At 54.8% G+C, this 15,524-nt stretch carries 18 protein-coding genes; 7 read left to right on the forward strand and 11 right to left on the reverse strand.

Annotated features, from left to right (window positions below; all coding sequences use genetic code 11):
• Positions 1–6: 6 nt before the first annotated feature.
• The 5 genes from ccoG to ccoN all read right to left on the reverse strand — a co-directional run bounded on the left by ccoG (position 7) and on the right by ccoN (position 5,093).
• Positions 7–1,440 (reverse strand): cytochrome c oxidase accessory protein CcoG, encoded by a 1,434-nt coding sequence (gene ccoG / locus KO486_RS04570; protein ID WP_216036052.1) that lies wholly within the window; start codon positions 1,438–1,440, stop codon positions 7–9.
• A 203-nt stretch (positions 1,441–1,643) separates the two neighbouring features.
• Positions 1,644–2,531 carry a cytochrome-c oxidase, cbb3-type subunit III gene (ccoP, locus tag KO486_RS04575; RefSeq protein WP_216036053.1) on the reverse strand — a complete coding sequence of 296 codons (888 nt, stop codon included), beginning with the start codon at positions 2,529–2,531 and terminating at the stop codon, positions 1,644–1,646.
• A complete protein-coding gene (locus tag KO486_RS04580; protein ID WP_216036054.1) occupies positions 2,528–2,737 on the reverse strand; it encodes a cbb3-type cytochrome c oxidase subunit 3 in 210 nt (69 codons plus the stop codon). Before KO486_RS04580 ends, ccoP begins: the two co-directional genes overlap by 4 nt.
• 11 nt (positions 2,738–2,748) lie before the next feature.
• Positions 2,749–3,474: a cytochrome-c oxidase, cbb3-type subunit II gene (gene ccoO, locus KO486_RS04585; RefSeq protein ID WP_216036055.1), complete on the reverse strand. Its 726-nt coding sequence runs from the start codon at positions 3,472–3,474 to the stop codon at positions 2,749–2,751.
• Positions 3,475–3,488: 14 nt separating this feature from the next.
• Positions 3,489–5,093, reverse strand: coding sequence for a cytochrome-c oxidase, cbb3-type subunit I (ccoN, locus tag KO486_RS04590; RefSeq protein ID WP_216036056.1), 1,605 nt, complete (start codon positions 5,091–5,093; stop codon positions 3,489–3,491).
• A 196-nt stretch (positions 5,094–5,289) separates the two neighbouring features.
• On the opposite strand from ccoN, the gene KO486_RS04595 reads away from it, so the two are divergent.
• Positions 5,290–6,129 carry a universal stress protein gene (locus tag KO486_RS04595; RefSeq protein WP_216036057.1) on the forward strand — a complete coding sequence of 280 codons (840 nt, stop codon included), beginning with the start codon at positions 5,290–5,292 and terminating at the stop codon, positions 6,127–6,129.
• An 18-nt stretch (positions 6,130–6,147) separates the two neighbouring features.
• Here KO486_RS04595 and fnrL read toward each other — a convergent pair whose 3' ends face one another.
• Positions 6,148–6,891, reverse strand: a complete 744-nt coding sequence (fnrL, locus tag KO486_RS04600) for a transcriptional regulator FnrL (protein WP_216036058.1) — start codon at positions 6,889–6,891, stop codon at positions 6,148–6,150.
• Between the two features lie 193 nt (positions 6,892–7,084).
• Here fnrL and KO486_RS04605 point away from each other — a divergent pair, with 193 nt between their 5' ends.
• The 3 genes from KO486_RS04605 (at position 7,085) to KO486_RS04615 (ending at position 9,718) form a co-directional block, all read left to right on the forward strand.
• The gene (locus KO486_RS04605; RefSeq protein ID WP_216036059.1) at positions 7,085–8,275 is read left to right on the forward strand and encodes an MFS transporter; all 1,191 of its coding nucleotides are present in this window, start codon (positions 7,085–7,087) and stop codon (positions 8,273–8,275) included.
• A gap of 85 nt (positions 8,276–8,360) precedes the next feature.
• Positions 8,361–9,383, forward strand: coding sequence for an aspartate-semialdehyde dehydrogenase (locus KO486_RS04610; RefSeq protein WP_216036060.1), 1,023 nt, complete (start codon positions 8,361–8,363; stop codon positions 9,381–9,383).
• 125 nt (positions 9,384–9,508) lie between these two features.
• Positions 9,509–9,718 carry a hypothetical protein gene (locus KO486_RS04615; protein ID WP_216036061.1) on the forward strand — a complete coding sequence of 70 codons (210 nt, stop codon included), beginning with the start codon at positions 9,509–9,511 and terminating at the stop codon, positions 9,716–9,718.
• Between the two features lie 84 nt (positions 9,719–9,802).
• On the opposite strand, the gene KO486_RS04620 is transcribed toward KO486_RS04615, so the two are convergent.
• From KO486_RS04620 to KO486_RS04630, 3 genes are read right to left on the reverse strand one after another with little or no spacing between them, the layout of a single operon-like run.
• Positions 9,803–10,114: a transcriptional regulator gene (locus KO486_RS04620; protein ID WP_216036062.1), complete on the reverse strand. Its 312-nt coding sequence runs from the start codon at positions 10,112–10,114 to the stop codon at positions 9,803–9,805.
• A 1-nt stretch (position 10,115) separates the two neighbouring features.
• Positions 10,116–11,093 (reverse strand): sodium-dependent bicarbonate transport family permease, encoded by a 978-nt coding sequence (locus KO486_RS04625; RefSeq protein WP_216036063.1) that lies wholly within the window; start codon positions 11,091–11,093, stop codon positions 10,116–10,118.
• A 60-nt stretch (positions 11,094–11,153) separates the two neighbouring features.
• A complete protein-coding gene (locus tag KO486_RS04630) occupies positions 11,154–11,801 on the reverse strand; it encodes a carbonic anhydrase (RefSeq protein ID WP_216036064.1) in 648 nt (215 codons plus the stop codon).
• A 173-nt stretch (positions 11,802–11,974) separates the two neighbouring features.
• Between KO486_RS04630 and KO486_RS04635 the strand changes: the two genes are divergently transcribed.
• The 3 genes from KO486_RS04635 to KO486_RS04645 all read left to right on the forward strand — a co-directional run bounded on the left by KO486_RS04635 (position 11,975) and on the right by KO486_RS04645 (position 14,627).
• On the forward strand, positions 11,975–12,343 hold the full coding sequence (locus KO486_RS04635; protein ID WP_354667485.1) for a hypothetical protein: 369 nt from the start codon (positions 11,975–11,977) through the stop codon (positions 12,341–12,343).
• Positions 12,344–12,423: 80 nt separating this feature from the next.
• Positions 12,424–13,803 carry a leucyl aminopeptidase family protein gene (locus KO486_RS04640; protein WP_216036066.1) on the forward strand — a complete coding sequence of 460 codons (1,380 nt, stop codon included), beginning with the start codon at positions 12,424–12,426 and terminating at the stop codon, positions 13,801–13,803.
• Positions 13,800–14,627 carry an NlpC/P60 family protein gene (locus tag KO486_RS04645; RefSeq protein WP_216036067.1) on the forward strand — a complete coding sequence of 276 codons (828 nt, stop codon included), beginning with the start codon at positions 13,800–13,802 and terminating at the stop codon, positions 14,625–14,627. Before KO486_RS04640 ends, KO486_RS04645 begins: the two co-directional genes overlap by 4 nt.
• Here KO486_RS04645 and KO486_RS04650 read toward each other — a convergent pair.
• Positions 14,624–14,959 (reverse strand): DUF2794 domain-containing protein, encoded by a 336-nt coding sequence (locus KO486_RS04650; protein WP_216036068.1) that lies wholly within the window; start codon positions 14,957–14,959, stop codon positions 14,624–14,626. The two genes, KO486_RS04645 and KO486_RS04650, sit on opposite strands and share 4 nt — an antisense overlap.
• Before the next feature lie 191 nt (positions 14,960–15,150).
• On the reverse strand, positions 15,151–15,447 hold the full coding sequence (locus KO486_RS04655) for an I78 family peptidase inhibitor (RefSeq protein WP_216036069.1): 297 nt from the start codon (positions 15,445–15,447) through the stop codon (positions 15,151–15,153).
• Between the last annotated feature and the right edge of the window lie 77 nt (positions 15,448–15,524).

The raw sequence follows: 15,524 nt of genomic DNA on the forward strand, positions 1-15,524 counted from the left end.
GCCATGTTAGGATCCTCCGGTGCCGTTGAAGTAGGTGTCATCGAATGCACGTTCCTCATTGATTGAATCTTCAATCCAGAAACGCAAGGGCGTACGATCCCCAAGGGCGCCTTCACTGCCCTGTTCGGCGGACACGAAGACCCGCACGAGGTGGGTGGAGTCAGCCGGGACCATCACGGTAAGGTCGCCCTCTTCTTGTCCCTGTAAGCTAACCAGAAGGGGCGCTTCCGAGTTAAGAGACAGTTCGAATGGACGTTCTTCGCCGTGTTTGTTGCGCAGGCGCACTTCATAGACGTTGCGGATTGTTCCGTCAGAGAGCGTTACGTAGACTGGGTTGCGCACTGGGGCGACTGTCATGTCGATATCCGTACGGATAAACAAAGCAACAACCAAGCCGATGCCGACGATGGACCAAAGTGTGGAATAAATCAGGGTCCGTGGGCGCAGGATATGCTGCCAGACCGGTTTGGTTGGTTTTCCAGCGGCTTCGGCTTCAGCGTCATCCAGTGACAGGTAGTCAACCAAACCACGTGGCTTACCGATCTTGGCCATCATGTCATCACAGGCATCAATACAGAGGCCGCAGGTGATACAGGCCATCTGCTGTCCGTCACGGATGTCGATGCCCATGGGGCAAACGGTGACGCAGGCTTTGCAGTCGATGCAATCACCCATCGGTTCGCCGGTTTTTAGCGCTTCTGAGTGCTTGCGTGGCTCGCCGCGCCATTCACGGTAGCCGATTGTGATCGTGTCTTCGTCCATCATCGCGGCTTGGATGCGCGGCCATGGGCATGCGTAAATACAGACTTGTTCGCGGGCAATGCCGCCGAAGAATACTGTTGTAACAGCGAGAACTGCCATTGTGGTGTAGGCGATGGGGTGCGCAGAACCGTTCAGAAGGTTCGTGAACAGGGTTGGCGCATCGGTGAAGTAAAAGACCCATGCGCCACCGGTGGCGAGGCCGATTAGGAGCCAGGTGAAATACTTCGTTACCCGCAGACGGACTTTACGTCCGTCCCATTTGGCGTTCCAAAGTCGCACGCGGGCGTTTCTGTCGCCTTCAATCCAACGTTCAGTGGCAATAAAGAGGTCAGTCCAAACTGTCTGTGGGCAAGTATAGCCACACCAAACCCGCCCCATGGCGGACGTGAACAAGAACAGGCCAAGGCCCGCCATAATGAGCAGACCCGCAATAAAATAGAATTCATGCGGCCAGATTTCGATCCAGAAGAAGAAGAAGCGACGGTGGGCAAGGTCGATAAGAACCGCCTGATCCGGCAGTTCTGCGCCGCGATCCCAACGAATCCATGGGGTAAGGTAATAAATCCCCAAAGTTACGGCCATAATCGCCCATTTGAGCGTCCGGAACGTGCCCTTCACCTTGCGGGGAAAGACGGGTTCGCGTTTTGCGTATAGTGATGGCGGGTTTTCGGTGCTCATCTGTCTCGCTTCCGGTTGATTGTTATGCGTTCCCGCATCTTTGAACTAATGGGAGAGATATAACTTTGACTTGAATCAAGAAAAATAACCAACGGGCAGGTTGCAGCAGTATCCTTACTGGGCGCTTAAACGAAAACAGGCGGCTGATCCATCAGCCGCCTGTCCCAAATTTTGCAATGCTAGGGGCGAGCCCCCGGCAAGTGTTACTGCGCACCACCAAGCTGGTGGACGTAGACTGCAACAGCGTTGATCTCAGCTGCGCTCAATCCACCCGCAGCACGATACTCTTCTGACCAAGCTGGCATAACACCAAAGCGGGCATTGTAGATGGACGCGTAGATAGTCTCTTCGTCGCCACCATAGAGCCAAATCGCATCGCTCAGGTTTGGCGCACCAAGCTCAGCCATGCCTTCGCCCGCGTCACCGTGACAGGACGCACAGTTGTCGAGGAACAGCTCGGCGCCTGTGGTCGCCAGTTCAGCATCATGTTCTTGACCGGAAATCGCGCGAACGTGCTGCACAAGTGCGGTTATCTCGTCGTCGATCAAGATTTCATCTGCACCGAACTTCGGCATTTCTGAGTAACGGCTGTCAAAAGACTGTTCGTTACGAATACCGTGAGTGACAGTATAGACGATTTCCTCGATGTTGCCGCCCCAGAGCCAGTCATCATCCAACAAGTTCGGATAACCACCTGCCTGAACGCCCGCAGCGCCACGACCGTGACATTGGGAACAGTTCGCCGCAAAGATGGAGCTACCAGCGTTGATTGCGAAGCCGTGCAGCTCGTCATCATCGGCGACGGCGGCCAGATCAATGGTTGTCAAACGCTCGAGAAGATCCGCGTTTTGTTCTTCAACACGGAGGATATCTTCTTGGACTTGGCCGCGTGTAGAAAAGCCGAGAACACCTTCGGTTGCGCCTGTAACAAGCGGCCAAGCTGGATAAGCGATCGTGTAGCCGATGGCCCAAACGATTGTCAGGTAAAGGATCCAGACCCACCATCGTGGCAGTGGGTTGTTCAGTTCTTCGATACCGTCCCAGCTGTGTCCGGTGGTGCCGACGTCGTCCTGTTTGTCATTATTGCTCATGATTGACCCTCCGAACGGGTGTTAGTGTTGGTAGCGTCATCTTCTAGCGGGCCGTCGTCGTGGCGAAAGACCACATCGGCAGCATCGTCGTGCAAGGCCCGTGACCCAGGGCGAAATGCCCAGAGCCACGTTCCGAGAAAGAAGACGAACAAAGCAAGCAAGCCCCAGCTGTCAGCCAGTTCGCGTAAGAGTGAATACAAGTCCATTGCTGTTCCCCCTAGCGGCTAGCATCAGGCGTAAAGGTCGAGAAATCGACCAGCGTGCCCAACATTTGCAGATAGGCAACCAATGCATCCATTTCGGAAATACCGTCTTGGTTGTCGAAGTTACGAACCTGTGCGTTTGGATAGCGTTCAACGAGGCCATCCCAATCGCTGAACGGATCAGCCTGAGCGATGAAATCTGCAGACGCATTTTCGATCATCTCGTCTGTATACGGGACGCCGACCATGCGGTGAGTCTGCAAGAGATCCACGATGTGCTCAGGTTCGATCATCCGGTCCATCAAGAACGCATAGGGCGGCATGATGGATTCCGGAACAACCGACTGAGGGCTGACCAAGTGGTCAACATGCCATGCATCCGAGTAACGACCACCCACGCGAGCAAGGTCAGGCCCTGTTCGTTTGGAGCCCCATTGGAAGGGGTGGTCATACATAGATTCCGCAGCGAGCGAGTAGTGGCCGTAACGTTCGACCTCATCGCGCATCGGGCGGATCATCTGGCTGTGACAGACATAGCAACCCTCGCGAACGTAGATGTCGCGCCCCGTGAGTTCCAGCGGGGAGTAGGGGCGCATGCCCTCTACGTCCTCGATGGTGTTCTCAAGGTAGAACAGAGGTGCGATTTCAACGATCCCGCCGATGCTGACGACCAGCAAGCTGCCTACTAGTAATAGTGTCGCGTTCTTTTCGAGAACATGATGACGATCAAGAATACCCATGAGTCGTCTCCTTCTTATTCAGCAGGAATGGCAGAGTCGTCGGCTACAGCAGCTGTTTGCTGTTTGCCGAAGGCTGTCATCCAAAGGTTGTAACACATGATGATCGCGCCGGTGAGATAAAGAACCCCACCCAAACCGCGTACCACGAGCATTGGGAATTTGGCTTGCACGGTGTCAGCAAAGCTATTCACAAGGAAACCCTGCGCATCAACTTCACGCCACATCAGGCCTTCCATAATACCTGTGACCCACATCGACGCAGCATAAAGAATGATGCCGATTGTCGCGAGCCAGAAGTGCCAGTTCACTAAACGAAGGGAGTACAGCGATGCACGGCCCCAAAGACGTGGTGTCAGGAAATACAGAGCCGAGAACGTAATCATACCGTTCCAACCCAAGGCACCAGAGTGCACGTGGCCGATTGTCCAGTCAGTGTAGTGAGACAAAGAGTTCACAGCACGGATCGACATCATTGGACCCTCAAATGTGGACATCCCGTAGAAACCCAAAGAGATAACCATCATACGGATGATCGGGTCGGTGCGGATCTTGTCCCATGCGCCAGACAGCGTCATCAAACCGTTGATCATGCCACCCCAGCTCGGCATCCAGAGGACGATCGAGAACACCATACCAAGAGTCGAAGCCCAGTCAGGCAACGCTGTGTAGTGAAGGTGGTGTGGACCAGCCCAGATATACAAGAAGATCAACGCCCAGAAGTGGATGATGGACAACTTGTAAGAGAAGACAGGTTTTTCAGCCTGCTTTGGCACGAAGTAGTACATCATCCCAAGGAAACCAGCAGTCAGGAAGAAGCCAACGGCATTGTGGCCATACCACCACTGCGTCATGGCATCTTGTACACCCGAGAAGACCTGAACGGATTTGGAACCCAACAAGCTGACCGGGATGGACAGGTTGTTGACGAGGTGCAGCATTGCGATTGTGACGATGAAGGCCAAGAAGAACCAGTTTGCCACGTAGATGTGCGGCTCTTTACGCTTCAGGATCGTGCCAACGAAGACAGCAAGATATGCGACCCAAACGATTGTGAGCCAGATATCAACGTACCATTCAGGTTCAGCGTATTCTTTCGATTGCGTTGCACCCAGCAGGTAGCCAGTTGCGGCAAGGACGATGAACAGGTTGTAGCCCCAGAAGACGAACCAACCGAGGTTGCCGCCCCAAAGGCGTGCTGCCGATGTCCGCTGAACAATGTAGAATGACGTACAGATCAAGGCGTTGCCACCAAACGCGAAGATCACTGCAGATGTGTGCAGTGGGCGTAGGCGTCCGAAGTTGCCGAACCCCTGTAGGAATTCAAAGTTCAGTGCAGGAAAGGCCAATTGAAACGCAATGAACGTCCCGACCAGAAACCCAGCGAGCCCCCAGAATGCGGTCGCAATCACACCGTATCGAATCACACCGTCTTCGTATCCGCTTGGTAGCGGAGCAGGAGCTTCGTCCAGCCCGCGTACCGACCAGATAAACATTCCAGCGGATACTAGCATTACTATTACCGCGTGCACTTGAAACGCGAGGTCGCGCGCCCAACTTGCTGCTAGAGCGGCTAATAGGGTGATTACCCCAAACGCCACTACTTTGGTCCATTCCCACATTTGATCTGTCCCCTTTATGCGTGCCACGACAGAGTCGCCATGGCGGAAATTTGCCTAATGATGTCGCATGCCCCGTCGAGAGTCACTTTGATCTACATCAAGAACGGGCGTTGAAAACCTTGATACGGATTAGGTCAGCGACTGCAAGGCTTCGTGATCCTGCAGTCACCAGCAGTTCTGCACAGGAGGATCCGGGATGATCTACCGGACAATTAACTTTGTACTAACCGACGAAGAATCGGATTTGGCAGCGTTCAATGCAGCGATTGCATTGGCTGAACACAGCAACGGCCATTTAGACGTCTTTTGCCTTGGCTACGATCCCGTCCGATATGACATGGTGCCTATGGGATCAGCCCCTGCTTTGTCTCTCATGGCGACAGGCGACGCGCAAATCGCGGCGGATCGCCTTGCGAAGTGGGCAGAAGATCGATTGAAAAATGTAACCTTTGCAAGTTCGGTGCGCCCGTTGGTGATCAATTCGGTCGGCCTAGAAAGCACGATTGCACGGGTTGTCCGATTCGCTGACTTGGTTGTTGTGCCTCAGCCCTATGGAAATTCCGCGACCCAGTTGAATGTCAGTGTTCTTGAGGCGGCTTTGTTTGGCACCAGTGCGCCAGTTTTGGTTGTCCCAAAGGATGCAGAGAATTTCTGCACCTTTGAAAACCCATTGGTCATGTGGAACGAAAGCCCCGAATCGCTTGGAGCTATTAGAAACGCCCTCCCAGCACTCGAAAATGCCGACCGAACACAGATTGTGATGGTTGACCCGCCGTCGCATTCCCCTGATCGGTCTGACCCGGGTGGGGCTGTAACTCTCATGCTGTCGCGCCACGGCATTACGGCTGAAGTCTCTATCTTGTCGAAGACGTTGCCGACGGTCGCCGATGTGATCAATCGCTACGTCAACGATCACGAGAATGACCTGATTGTAATGGGTGCCTATGGCCACTCGCGGTTCCGCGAAGCCTTAATCGGCGGCGCGACTCGTGACATGCTCGAAAAATCCGAAGTGCCAATCATGATGTCCCACTAACGGTGGGGCGTCATGGCGTTAGCTGTGCAGGCTCATGTTCATGTTGCTGCCGGTTTCGACCATCAAACGTGCGAGGTTTGGCACTATGACGCGTCGATTTCCGTCAAGCTGGATAATCCCGTCGTTCTTCAGGGCAGAGATTTGTCGGCTGACGGTTTCCAGCGTTAAGCCAAGGTAGTCTGCCATGGCTTCACGCGTGAGCGGCAAATCAATCGCGATGCTGGATTGTAGGGCGGCGTTATCGAACGGTGTTTCCCTGCGGGCGAAGACCGTTAGAAGACTTGCGACTTTTTCTCGCGCTGACTTGCGGCCGAGGATCATCATCCACTCACGCGCTGAATCAAGCTCGTCCATGGTCATTTGCAAAAGACGTTCACCAATGTGGGGTGTGTCCACCAACATTTTTTCAAATGGCGCCCGTCTAAAACAGCACAGGGTTACGTCTGTCACCGCTTCGATATCATGCGCGACGCTAGTCCGTCCGGGGCGGCCAATAAAGTCAGACGGCAGGAGCAATCCAAGCATCTGTGTGCGCCCGTCTTCCAGAGTTTGTCCCAGCGACGCAACCCCGCGCACCACCGATGCCACAAATGTCAGTTCGTCGCCTGACCAAGCGATCGTTTGACCGGCCTCAAAGGAGCGGTAAAACTTGATTTGATCAAGTTCTTCCAACTCGTCAGCATCACATTTGGAGCAAACGGCCCGATGGCGGATCGGGCAATCAGAACATTTTGTATCTAGCCGTGGAAGCTTGGTGGCCATGGCGGTTCTCTCTTTTCAAGACAAATTCGATAGCGTTGTTCACCCATCAGAAATAACAGACGACAATTAGTTAGGGCATGGTGGCAGCGCGCGCTTGTTTACCATAGCAACCCGTCACAAGAAACAATGCTATTGCTACACCCGCTTGCCAAGCGCTGCAAGCCGTGCGACCCCGATGCAAAAGGGCGAGAATATGCGAATTGGTCTGATGTGTTTGGTCTTGGGCTACGTTCTAAGCCAGTTCTACCGCGCGTTCTTGGCGGTTCTTACACCACAGTTAGAGGCGGATTTGAGCGCGTCGTCAGCGGATCTCGCTTACGCTTCGGGGCTTTGGTTTCTGGTGTTCGCTGCGATGCAGATACCCGTTGGCGAAGCGTTGGATCGGATCGGGCCGCGGATTACAGCGGCGGTGTTGTTCGCCTTGGGCGGAGCAGGCGGTGCGTTGATGTTCGCGTTTGCGCAGACCCCAGCGCATATCAATTGGGCGATGGCGATGATCGGCGTTGGATGTTCGCCGGTCTTGATGGCTGGCTATTACATTTTTGCCAAAATGTACGCTCCGGCACTGTTTTCTACGTTGGCAGGGGCGATGATCGGCGTCGGGAGCCTTGGGAATTTGGCAAGTTCGGCGCCGATGGCGTGGGCTGTTGAAGCGTTTGGCTGGCGCGAAACCATGGTCGCGTTGGCTATAGTAACGTTGATGGTCGCCGCTGCACTTTGGATATTCATGACTGACCCGCCAAAAGAAGAACGCGCAGGTCCGCGCGGTTCGGTGCTGGACCTTTTGAAGATCAAGGCATTGTGGTTCATTTTGCCGATGATGCTTGTGAACTATGCGCCTTCAGCGGGTGTTCGGGGGCTTTGGGTTGGGCCGTATGGATCAGACGTCTACGGCGCAGATACGCAAACGATTGGAACAATGACCTTGGTTATGGGAATCGCCATGATCGTGGGCAGTTTCATCTTTGGTCCACTAGAACGTGCCGTTGGCAGTCGTAAGTGGGTGGTGTTTGGCGGCGGTGTAATAAGCGCGGTGGCGTTTTTTATACTGTATGCTTTCCCCACAACGGGTTCTGGGCAATCCATTTGGACTGTTACGGCGCTATTTGCTGTGGTTGGAATTGCAGGTGCTGGCTTTCCTGTCATCATCGCTCAAGCGCGTCCGTTTTTCCCCGAACATCTTACTGGGCGGGGCGTCACATTGCTCAATCTATTCAGCATCGGTGGCGCTGGCCTAATGCAAATCGTCACTGGAAAAGTCGCGACATTCTGGGAGGCAACGAACGACCCTCTGGCCGCTTATCCTATGATTTTCCTGACCTATGGCATCTTATTCTGTTGTGGACTTGCGATATATGTCTTCAGCGAAGACCCAAGGGACTAGCTTCCCCCTTTTGTTTAAGGCCTTGAGGCGCTAAGAGGCGTCTGTTCCCATGCGGGAACGAGTCTTACACAAAGGAACCAAGATAATGGGCTACAGAGTCGCCGTAGTCGGTGCCACAGGAAACGTGGGCCGCGAAATGCTCAACATACTGGCTGAACGCCAGTTCCCAGCGGATGAGGTTGCCGTTCTGGCATCCCGTAAATCCTTGGGCACGGAAGTGAGCTTTGGTGACAAGACGTTGAAAACCCTAGACTTGGATACGTTCGACTTTAGCGGCTTTGATATCGCATTTTTCGCGGTCGGCTCTGAAGCGACAAAGAAATATGCGCCGATCGCCGCCAAGCAAGGCTGTGTCGTGATCGATAATTCGTCTTTGTATCGCTACGATCCGGACGTGCCGTTGGTTGTTCCAGAAGTGAACCCAGAGGCTGTCGAAGGCTACACAAAGAAAAACATCATCGCGAACCCGAACTGTTCGACAGCACAGATGGTTGTGGCTCTTAAGCCGCTGCATGACCGCGCGAAAATCAAGCGTGTAGTTGTCAGCACGTATCAGTCCGTTTCTGGCTCCGGCAAGGAAGCGATTGACGAACTGTGGAACCAGACCAAAGGCGTTTATGTGCCCGGTCAAGAAGTCGCGCCTAAGGCCTATCCAAAACAGATCGCGTTCAATGTGATTCCGCACATCGATGTGTTCATGGACAGCGGCGATACCAAAGAAGAATGGAAAATGGTCGCCGAGACGAAAAAGATTGTCGATCCATCCATAAAAGTGACAGCGACATGTGTTCGCGTGCCTGTTTTTGTCGGTCACTCTGAGTCGATCAACATCGAGTTTGAAGACTTCCTCGACGAAGACGAAGCCCGCGACATCCTGCGCGAAGCACCGGGCTGTATGGTCATCGATAAACGCGAAGACGGTGGTTACGTGACGCCAATCGAATGTGTTGGCGACTTTGCGACGTTCATCAGTCGCATCCGTCAGGACGTTACAATTGATAATGGCCTGAACATGTGGGTTGTCTCTGACAACTTGCGTAAGGGTGCTGCTTTGAATGCAGTACAGATCGCAGAGACGCTCGGCGCACGCTGCCTGAAAAAGGGCTAAGGCCTGAAATTATGACCGCCGCCTGTATTGGGTGGCGGTCAGATCCCTTCCAAGAGGGGCGCGACGGAAACTGATTTCTAATCCGTAAAAAGGAACACAACCGTTCCTAATACCGGAGATAGACCATGTTTCGAAAATTGCTCACTGTTGCTGCTGCGGCCGCTATGATGTCCGCGCCACTTGCTACCTATGCCCAATCAACGCCGGCCCGCGCACCTGTTGTGGTTGCTCAACCAAAGGCTCCCGCTGCTACGCCGCGCCAGTCCGGAATGGAGGCGCTTTTGGCGGTGGGCGCAGTTGCTGTGATTGTGGGTATTTTGGCAAAGCGTCACTAAGCGTTGGGCGTCAATCAAAGGCGCTTAGGCCAGCTAGTTCATATGCGCCTGGCTTTCGTGCCCCGCGCGTATGGGCTTACAGTCTTAGAATCTTTCGGCGCGCAGGACTTCGACGTCGCTGATGGTGACAACACCGATGTGTTTGTCCACGACCTCGAATGCGGCTTCCAGCAACCCATCCAACCGTTCAGGTTTGATGATGCACACGACTTGCACCATGCCTGCGGCGCGACTGATTTGACCATCGCGCGACCATGCGCCCGAACGACCCGATCCGCCCAGAACGGGAAGGATCGAATAGCCAGTGACACCCGCGGCCTCAATCGTGTCGGTCAGGCGACGCTGCATGATGGCTTCGATTGTAATGACGACGCGTTTTGCTTTGTGGGTTTGCATGTCAGCCTCCGGTGATCGCTTGGCTGACCGCAACATAAAGCGGGATGCCGATTGTCAGGTTAAATGGGAACGTCACGCCTAGGGACAGGGTTAGATAGACTGAAGGGTTCGCCTCGGGCAGGGCCACGCGCATCGCGGCGGGCACTGCGATGTAGCTGGCCGAGGCCGACAAAACCATCAATAACGCAACACCTCCGGGCGACAGACCGACCAACAGGCCGGCTAGCAGACCCGCAACACTGCCCACCAGCGGCATCGCAATGCCGAACGCAATGGCGCCGAAGTTCAAGACGCCCCGCGCCTCGCGCAAGCCACGCCCCGCGACCAAACCCATGTCCAGCAGGAAAAGACAGAGCACCCCGGTGAATGGCGCTACGATGAAGTTCGAGATTTTTGCCAAGCCGTCTTGGCCCGTAATCGCGCCAATAAAGAACGCCCCGACCAGTAAAACGATTGATCCGTTGAACATGATCTCACGGATCAGTTCTTTGTCCATGCCGCGGCCCGAACCGCCCGCCGAGACCAACCAAAGGGCTGACAGGATCGCGGGGGCCTCCATGACGGCGGCAACGGCGACCATATAGCCCTCGGATGAAATCGCGCGCCCTTCAAGGACCGAGGACGCGGCCACGAATGTCACAATGGAAATCGACCCGTAGTGGCCTGCGACAGCTGCCGCGTCGATCCGGCTTAGGTTTGTTAGAACACGTAACAGGGCGAAGGCGATCAGAGGCAGAACTGCCGAAAGGACCAATCCCGCGACGAGAGTCGCGATCAACGTGCCATCAAGGCCATTATCGGAGACTGCGACGCCCCCTTTGAAGCCAATGGCGAACAAGAGGTAAATAGACATCGCCTTGGCGGCGGCTTCGGGGACGGTCAGATCAGACCGCCCCAAGGCTGCGCCCAATCCTAGGACGAAAGATAGGATAACAGGTGAAAGCAGGTTGGAGGCGGCAAGGTTTAAGATGTCGGCCATTGGCTTTCCGTCGATGTAACGTTCAAATCAGCGACCCCGGTGAATAGGCCGCCATACTGCCTAGAGCGGCGAGAAGGAGTTGGTTTCGGGATCATAGGCCTCAAGACCGCCCTTGCCGATGTCGTTCCACAACCCGTGCAGCGACAAGCGACCGTTTTCTACGGCTGTTTTGACATGCGGGAACGTCATCAGGTTTTCGAGCGATGTTACGACACTGTCTTTTTCCAACTGCCGGATACGGCTTTCGTCGTCCCCCTCCGGAAGCTTCTCAAAGCTCGGACGTAGAATATCCATCCAGCGTCCTACATAGCTTTTCTTCTCTTCGAGTTCGGGCGCATTTCCTGAACACATGTCATAGCAGCCTTTGACACCACCACAGGCCGAATGCCCCAAAACGATCAGGTGAGAGACCTTCAGCGCAGTGACCGCATATTCGACCGCTGCGGATGTGCCGTGATGATTGCCACCGTCTTCTTGGGGCGGAATTAGGTTGGCAATGTTTCGATGAATGAAAAATTCCCCCTGATCAGCACCGAAAATTGATGTCACATGCACTCTGCTGTCACAGCAGGACACGACCATTGCACGCGGGTGCTGACCCTCTTCGGCCAGTTGCATGTACCAGCCTTTGTTCTGCTCATATGTGGTGGCTTTCCAGCCGTGATAGCGTCGAACAAGGTAGTCTGGGAGAGGGCGTGCATGGTTCATTTTTGCAATCCTGTTTTTAGGCTTTGCCTGTCATATTGCGGATTTGTCGGAAATTCGAGTGATTTTTGTGATTCGGAAGCAACCTCTTGGAAACCTAAAAACTCCTATCTTGGTTGCGGGTGAATAAGAGTGGTTAAAACATGGAACAAATAAATCAACACGTGCACGAACGCGTGGCGCGGTTAATCCCAAGAGAACAACGAGGGCCAGAGTATGATGCCCTGTCTCCATTCGCTATGGAAAGCGACCATTATGAAGATGGGGACGTGCTTTGTTCAGGCCTTGAGGAGCTATCCCGACATTTGAAGTGGCTTGATGATGATTATCAATCAGGACAGTTCGACCGGCTTGAAGCGCGCGCACGAAGCATTGTTATGTTGGCCGACACGCTTGGATTGCGACAGGTTGGTCAGGTTGCGGCAGATGTGGTGTATTGCGTCGATGGTCCAGACGAAATTGCATTGTCGGCGACCTTGTCGCGCCTCATGCGCCTCGTGACGCAGGCGTTGGATCATGCTGCGGGACCGATGACCGTCTTCTAAGGTCCCGGACATGCCTAGATCGGGGGTTTCACTTCAGGCGTTCTGGTTTAGGCTGTTGCTTCAACCAAGCCTGAGGTCCTATGTCCCCGAAATTCGCAGCCCCTTCATCGAACGCAATCCAACTGATGGCGATCTATTCAGACGATCTAGAAAAGTCGCTGGCGGGACTTCCTGCGGCACACGCGTCTTGGCTGCAGGTGAACGGATTTGACGGCGGTGTCGGCTCATGTGCTTTGATCGCGAATGACGACGGACACGTAGCGCGTGCTTTCATTGGTTTGGGCGCGCGGGCGCAGACGAGGGTTCGATTTGCCGTTGCGGCGGGTGCTGTGAAACTGCCGACTGGCATCTATGCGCTTGAGGCAGGTCTTTCGGGCACCGCGCTGGATGAAGCGGCGTTTGGGCTTTTGATGAGCACGTATCGGTTTGACCGTTACAAAACCCAACCTTCTTCGAAATCAAACTTTACGGCGCCAGCTGGAGTTGACGCCACTCGGATCGAGGCATTGGTCGCGGGCGAATGCCTGACCCGAGATCTTATCAATACACCCGCGTCTGACATGGGCCCACAAGAGCTTGAGACCGCAGCGCGGGATTTGGCTAAGACCCATGGCGCTGACTGCACGGTCATCCAAGGGGATGAACTTCTAGACCAAAATTTCCCTCTTATTCATACAGTCGGTAGGGCGTCACCGCGCGTACCCCGCTTGATCGATATGACGTGGGGGACAACGGGCCCATCGCTGACGCTTGTCGGTAAAGGGGTTTGTTTTGACACCGGCGGGCTAAATCTAAAGCCCGGCGCGTCGATGGGATTGATGAAGAAAGACATGGGTGGCGCCGCGACTGTATTGGGTTTGGCCCATATGATTATGGCGCTCAAGCTGGACATCAAGCTGCGTGTGCTGATCCCCGCCGTTGAAAACTCGGTTGATGGGTCTGCGTTCCGGCCCGGTGATGTGCTGACAAGTCGTAAGGGAATGACCGTCGAAATTAACAATACCGATGCGGAAGGCCGTTTGGTTCTCGCCGACGCTCTTGCGCTCGCGGATGAGGGGAAGCCGGATCATATCATTTCGATGGCGACGCTGACGGGGGCTGCGCGCGTTGCGGTAGGGCCTGACCTTGCGCCATTTTACACGACCGATGATGCGATGGCGCGAGCGCTTCCTCAAGCAGCCAGCGAAGTCGCGGACCCTGTCTGGCAAATGCCGTTTCATGACCCCTATGAGCGCATGATCGAACCGCAGATTGCGGATCTAGACAATGCTCCAGCGGGTGGGTTTGCGGGGTCAATCACGGCAGCCTTGTTTCTCCGCCGTTTTGTAAGCGATACGCCCTACACGCATTTTGACATTTATGGCTGGAATCCCGTCGCGGCCCCAGCCCGCCCAAAGGGGGGCGCTGGGCAGGGCGCCCGTGCCGTGCTTGCAGCCTTGCCTGAGGTTTTGGGCCTGTGAGCGACAGACGCTTAACACCAGCCAACGGGCGCGTGGCTGCCAGCCACCTTCAGGGGCAGGTTGAAGCTGATAGTTTTACGGACGGGGAGCCAGCCACCATTGGAACGGTCGTGGTTGACCTGTTGGCAACACCCGCTGGCAAACGAGATCGGCAATTGCTGATCGGGTCGGCGGTGACAGTTTATGAACGTCGTGAAGGCTGGGCCTTTGTGCAATCCAAACGGGACGGTTATGTCGGCTATGTTGTGGACTCCGCTTTGGTCGCTGTTCAGTCGCCGACCCACCGTGTCGCAACGCCAGCGACCCACGCCTATGCCACTGAGAGCTTCAAGTCACAGGACCTACTGCACCTCCCGTTTGGTGCGGAGCTGACTGTTGTCGACGAACGTCACAAGTTTTTTGAAACACCACAGGGTTTCGTTCCAAAAAAACATCTACGTCCCCTGTCACATCCATTCTCTGATCCGGCGACGGTCGCGCAGCTGTTCTTTGGTGTGCCATATCTTTGGGGCGGTAATTCAACGCGCGGGATCGACTGTTCCGGTCTGGTGCAGGCCGCTTATCATGCCTGTGGCCATTTGTGCGCTGGTGACAGTGATATGCAGCAAGACGGGCTCGGCAAATTGCTGACCGCAGACGAGCCTTTGCAAAGGGGCGATTTGGTTTTCTGGAAAGGTCATGTCGCGATGATGGTCGACGGCGAGACGATGATCCATGCCAATGCGCACCACATGGCAGTCGTCTACGAGGGGTTAGAGAAGGCAACCTTGCGGATCAAAGCGCAAGGGGATGGGGATGTCCTTGCCCGCCGTCGTGTTCTCTAGTCGACGGCGCGGATTAGTTTGCGCTCCAGAACGCGTAGGACTTGCCGCAGGTCATTGCCGCGCTTCAATATCTGCCCGTCCATCCCGATAACGGAGTACTGCCCCTGCTTCATTCGTAAGCTGGGCCGTTTTTCGACCCGATACATCGGGTTCTCTGCCGTTCTGCGGAACACAGAAAAAACCGCAACATCCTTTAGATGGGAAATCCCATAGTCTCGCCATTCACCTGCAGCCACAAATCGACCGTAAAGAGACAAAATAGCGTTCAGTTCGGTTCTGTGAAACGCAATCTGCGCAGGTGTCTGATTAGGAAATGGAGTTGGTGCGTTCATAGGTTCAGTTTGCGACTTATGCGGCTCAAATCAACCCCCAGTAGATTTTCGGTATCGCGGTCACCAAAACACCGCGCGGACAACCAATTTGCGCCCCATTTGATCGTCATTCCAAACGCATCGTGAGTCCCCCGAGGGTGCGTCGTATCAGCCCCCACCCAGTGTGCGCCTTTGGGGTGACTTCGATAACCTTACCCACATGTAATCGTCTTGATCCTGTTGTCGGCCCCAACGTTAAAGTTGATGCGGCTCGGGCGGAAATCCATTGTAACGGCTTGCCCTGGGCGGGTCACGCGGACTTGTGCCAAGAGAAGCACCCGTTCCAAGGCCGTCGCGTCTTGCCCGATAAGTGTGGCGTGCTGCGCCGCATTGCAGGTGTCTTGCTCTGGCACAGGTGTGGGTGGCCCCGTTGGCGTCGCGGGCAGTGGGCCTGCAAGGTCACAAGCGGAAAGGAGAACGAGCGGAACGATCAACAACAGTTTTTTCATTCGACCACTATCGGCCGACTTTGAATTTGGCGCAACCGAGGGGATTGCATGATCGGCACGTTTGCCACACGGTATTC

This window comes from Octadecabacter sp. B2R22 (assembly GCF_018861045.1).
Lineage (GTDB): Bacteria > Pseudomonadota > Alphaproteobacteria > Rhodobacterales > Rhodobacteraceae > Octadecabacter.

What these genes read in the sequence shown, in the direction of transcription:
- ccoG (WP_216036052.1), bottom strand. Translation starts at nt 1,440, where the DNA reads ATGAGCACCGAAAACCCGCCATCACTATACGCAAAACGCGAACCCGTC.
- ccoP (WP_216036053.1), bottom strand. Translation starts at nt 2,531, where the DNA reads ATGAGCAATAATGACAAACAGGACGACGTCGGCACCACCGGACACAGC.
- KO486_RS04580 (WP_216036054.1), bottom strand. Translation starts at nt 2,737, where the DNA reads ATGGACTTGTATTCACTCTTACGCGAACTGGCTGACAGCTGGGGCTTG.
- ccoO (WP_216036055.1), bottom strand. Translation starts at nt 3,474, where the DNA reads ATGGGTATTCTTGATCGTCATCATGTTCTCGAAAAGAACGCGACACTA.
- ccoN (WP_216036056.1), bottom strand. Translation starts at nt 5,093, where the DNA reads ATGTGGGAATGGACCAAAGTAGTGGCGTTTGGGGTAATCACCCTATTA.
- KO486_RS04595 (WP_216036057.1), top strand. Translation starts at nt 5,290, where the DNA reads ATGATCTACCGGACAATTAACTTTGTACTAACCGACGAAGAATCGGAT.
- fnrL (WP_216036058.1), bottom strand. Translation starts at nt 6,891, where the DNA reads ATGGCCACCAAGCTTCCACGGCTAGATACAAAATGTTCTGATTGCCCG.
- KO486_RS04605 (WP_216036059.1), top strand. Translation starts at nt 7,085, where the DNA reads ATGCGAATTGGTCTGATGTGTTTGGTCTTGGGCTACGTTCTAAGCCAG.
- KO486_RS04610 (WP_216036060.1), top strand. Translation starts at nt 8,361, where the DNA reads ATGGGCTACAGAGTCGCCGTAGTCGGTGCCACAGGAAACGTGGGCCGC.
- KO486_RS04615 (WP_216036061.1), top strand. Translation starts at nt 9,509, where the DNA reads ATGTTTCGAAAATTGCTCACTGTTGCTGCTGCGGCCGCTATGATGTCC.
- KO486_RS04620 (WP_216036062.1), bottom strand. Translation starts at nt 10,114, where the DNA reads ATGCAAACCCACAAAGCAAAACGCGTCGTCATTACAATCGAAGCCATC.
- KO486_RS04625 (WP_216036063.1), bottom strand. Translation starts at nt 11,093, where the DNA reads ATGGCCGACATCTTAAACCTTGCCGCCTCCAACCTGCTTTCACCTGTT.
- KO486_RS04630 (WP_216036064.1), bottom strand. Translation starts at nt 11,801, where the DNA reads ATGAACCATGCACGCCCTCTCCCAGACTACCTTGTTCGACGCTATCAC.
- KO486_RS04640 (WP_216036066.1), top strand. Translation starts at nt 12,424, where the DNA reads ATGTCCCCGAAATTCGCAGCCCCTTCATCGAACGCAATCCAACTGATG.
- KO486_RS04650 (WP_216036068.1), bottom strand. Translation starts at nt 14,959, where the DNA reads ATGAACGCACCAACTCCATTTCCTAATCAGACACCTGCGCAGATTGCG.
- KO486_RS04655 (WP_216036069.1), bottom strand. Translation starts at nt 15,447, where the DNA reads ATGAAAAAACTGTTGTTGATCGTTCCGCTCGTTCTCCTTTCCGCTTGT.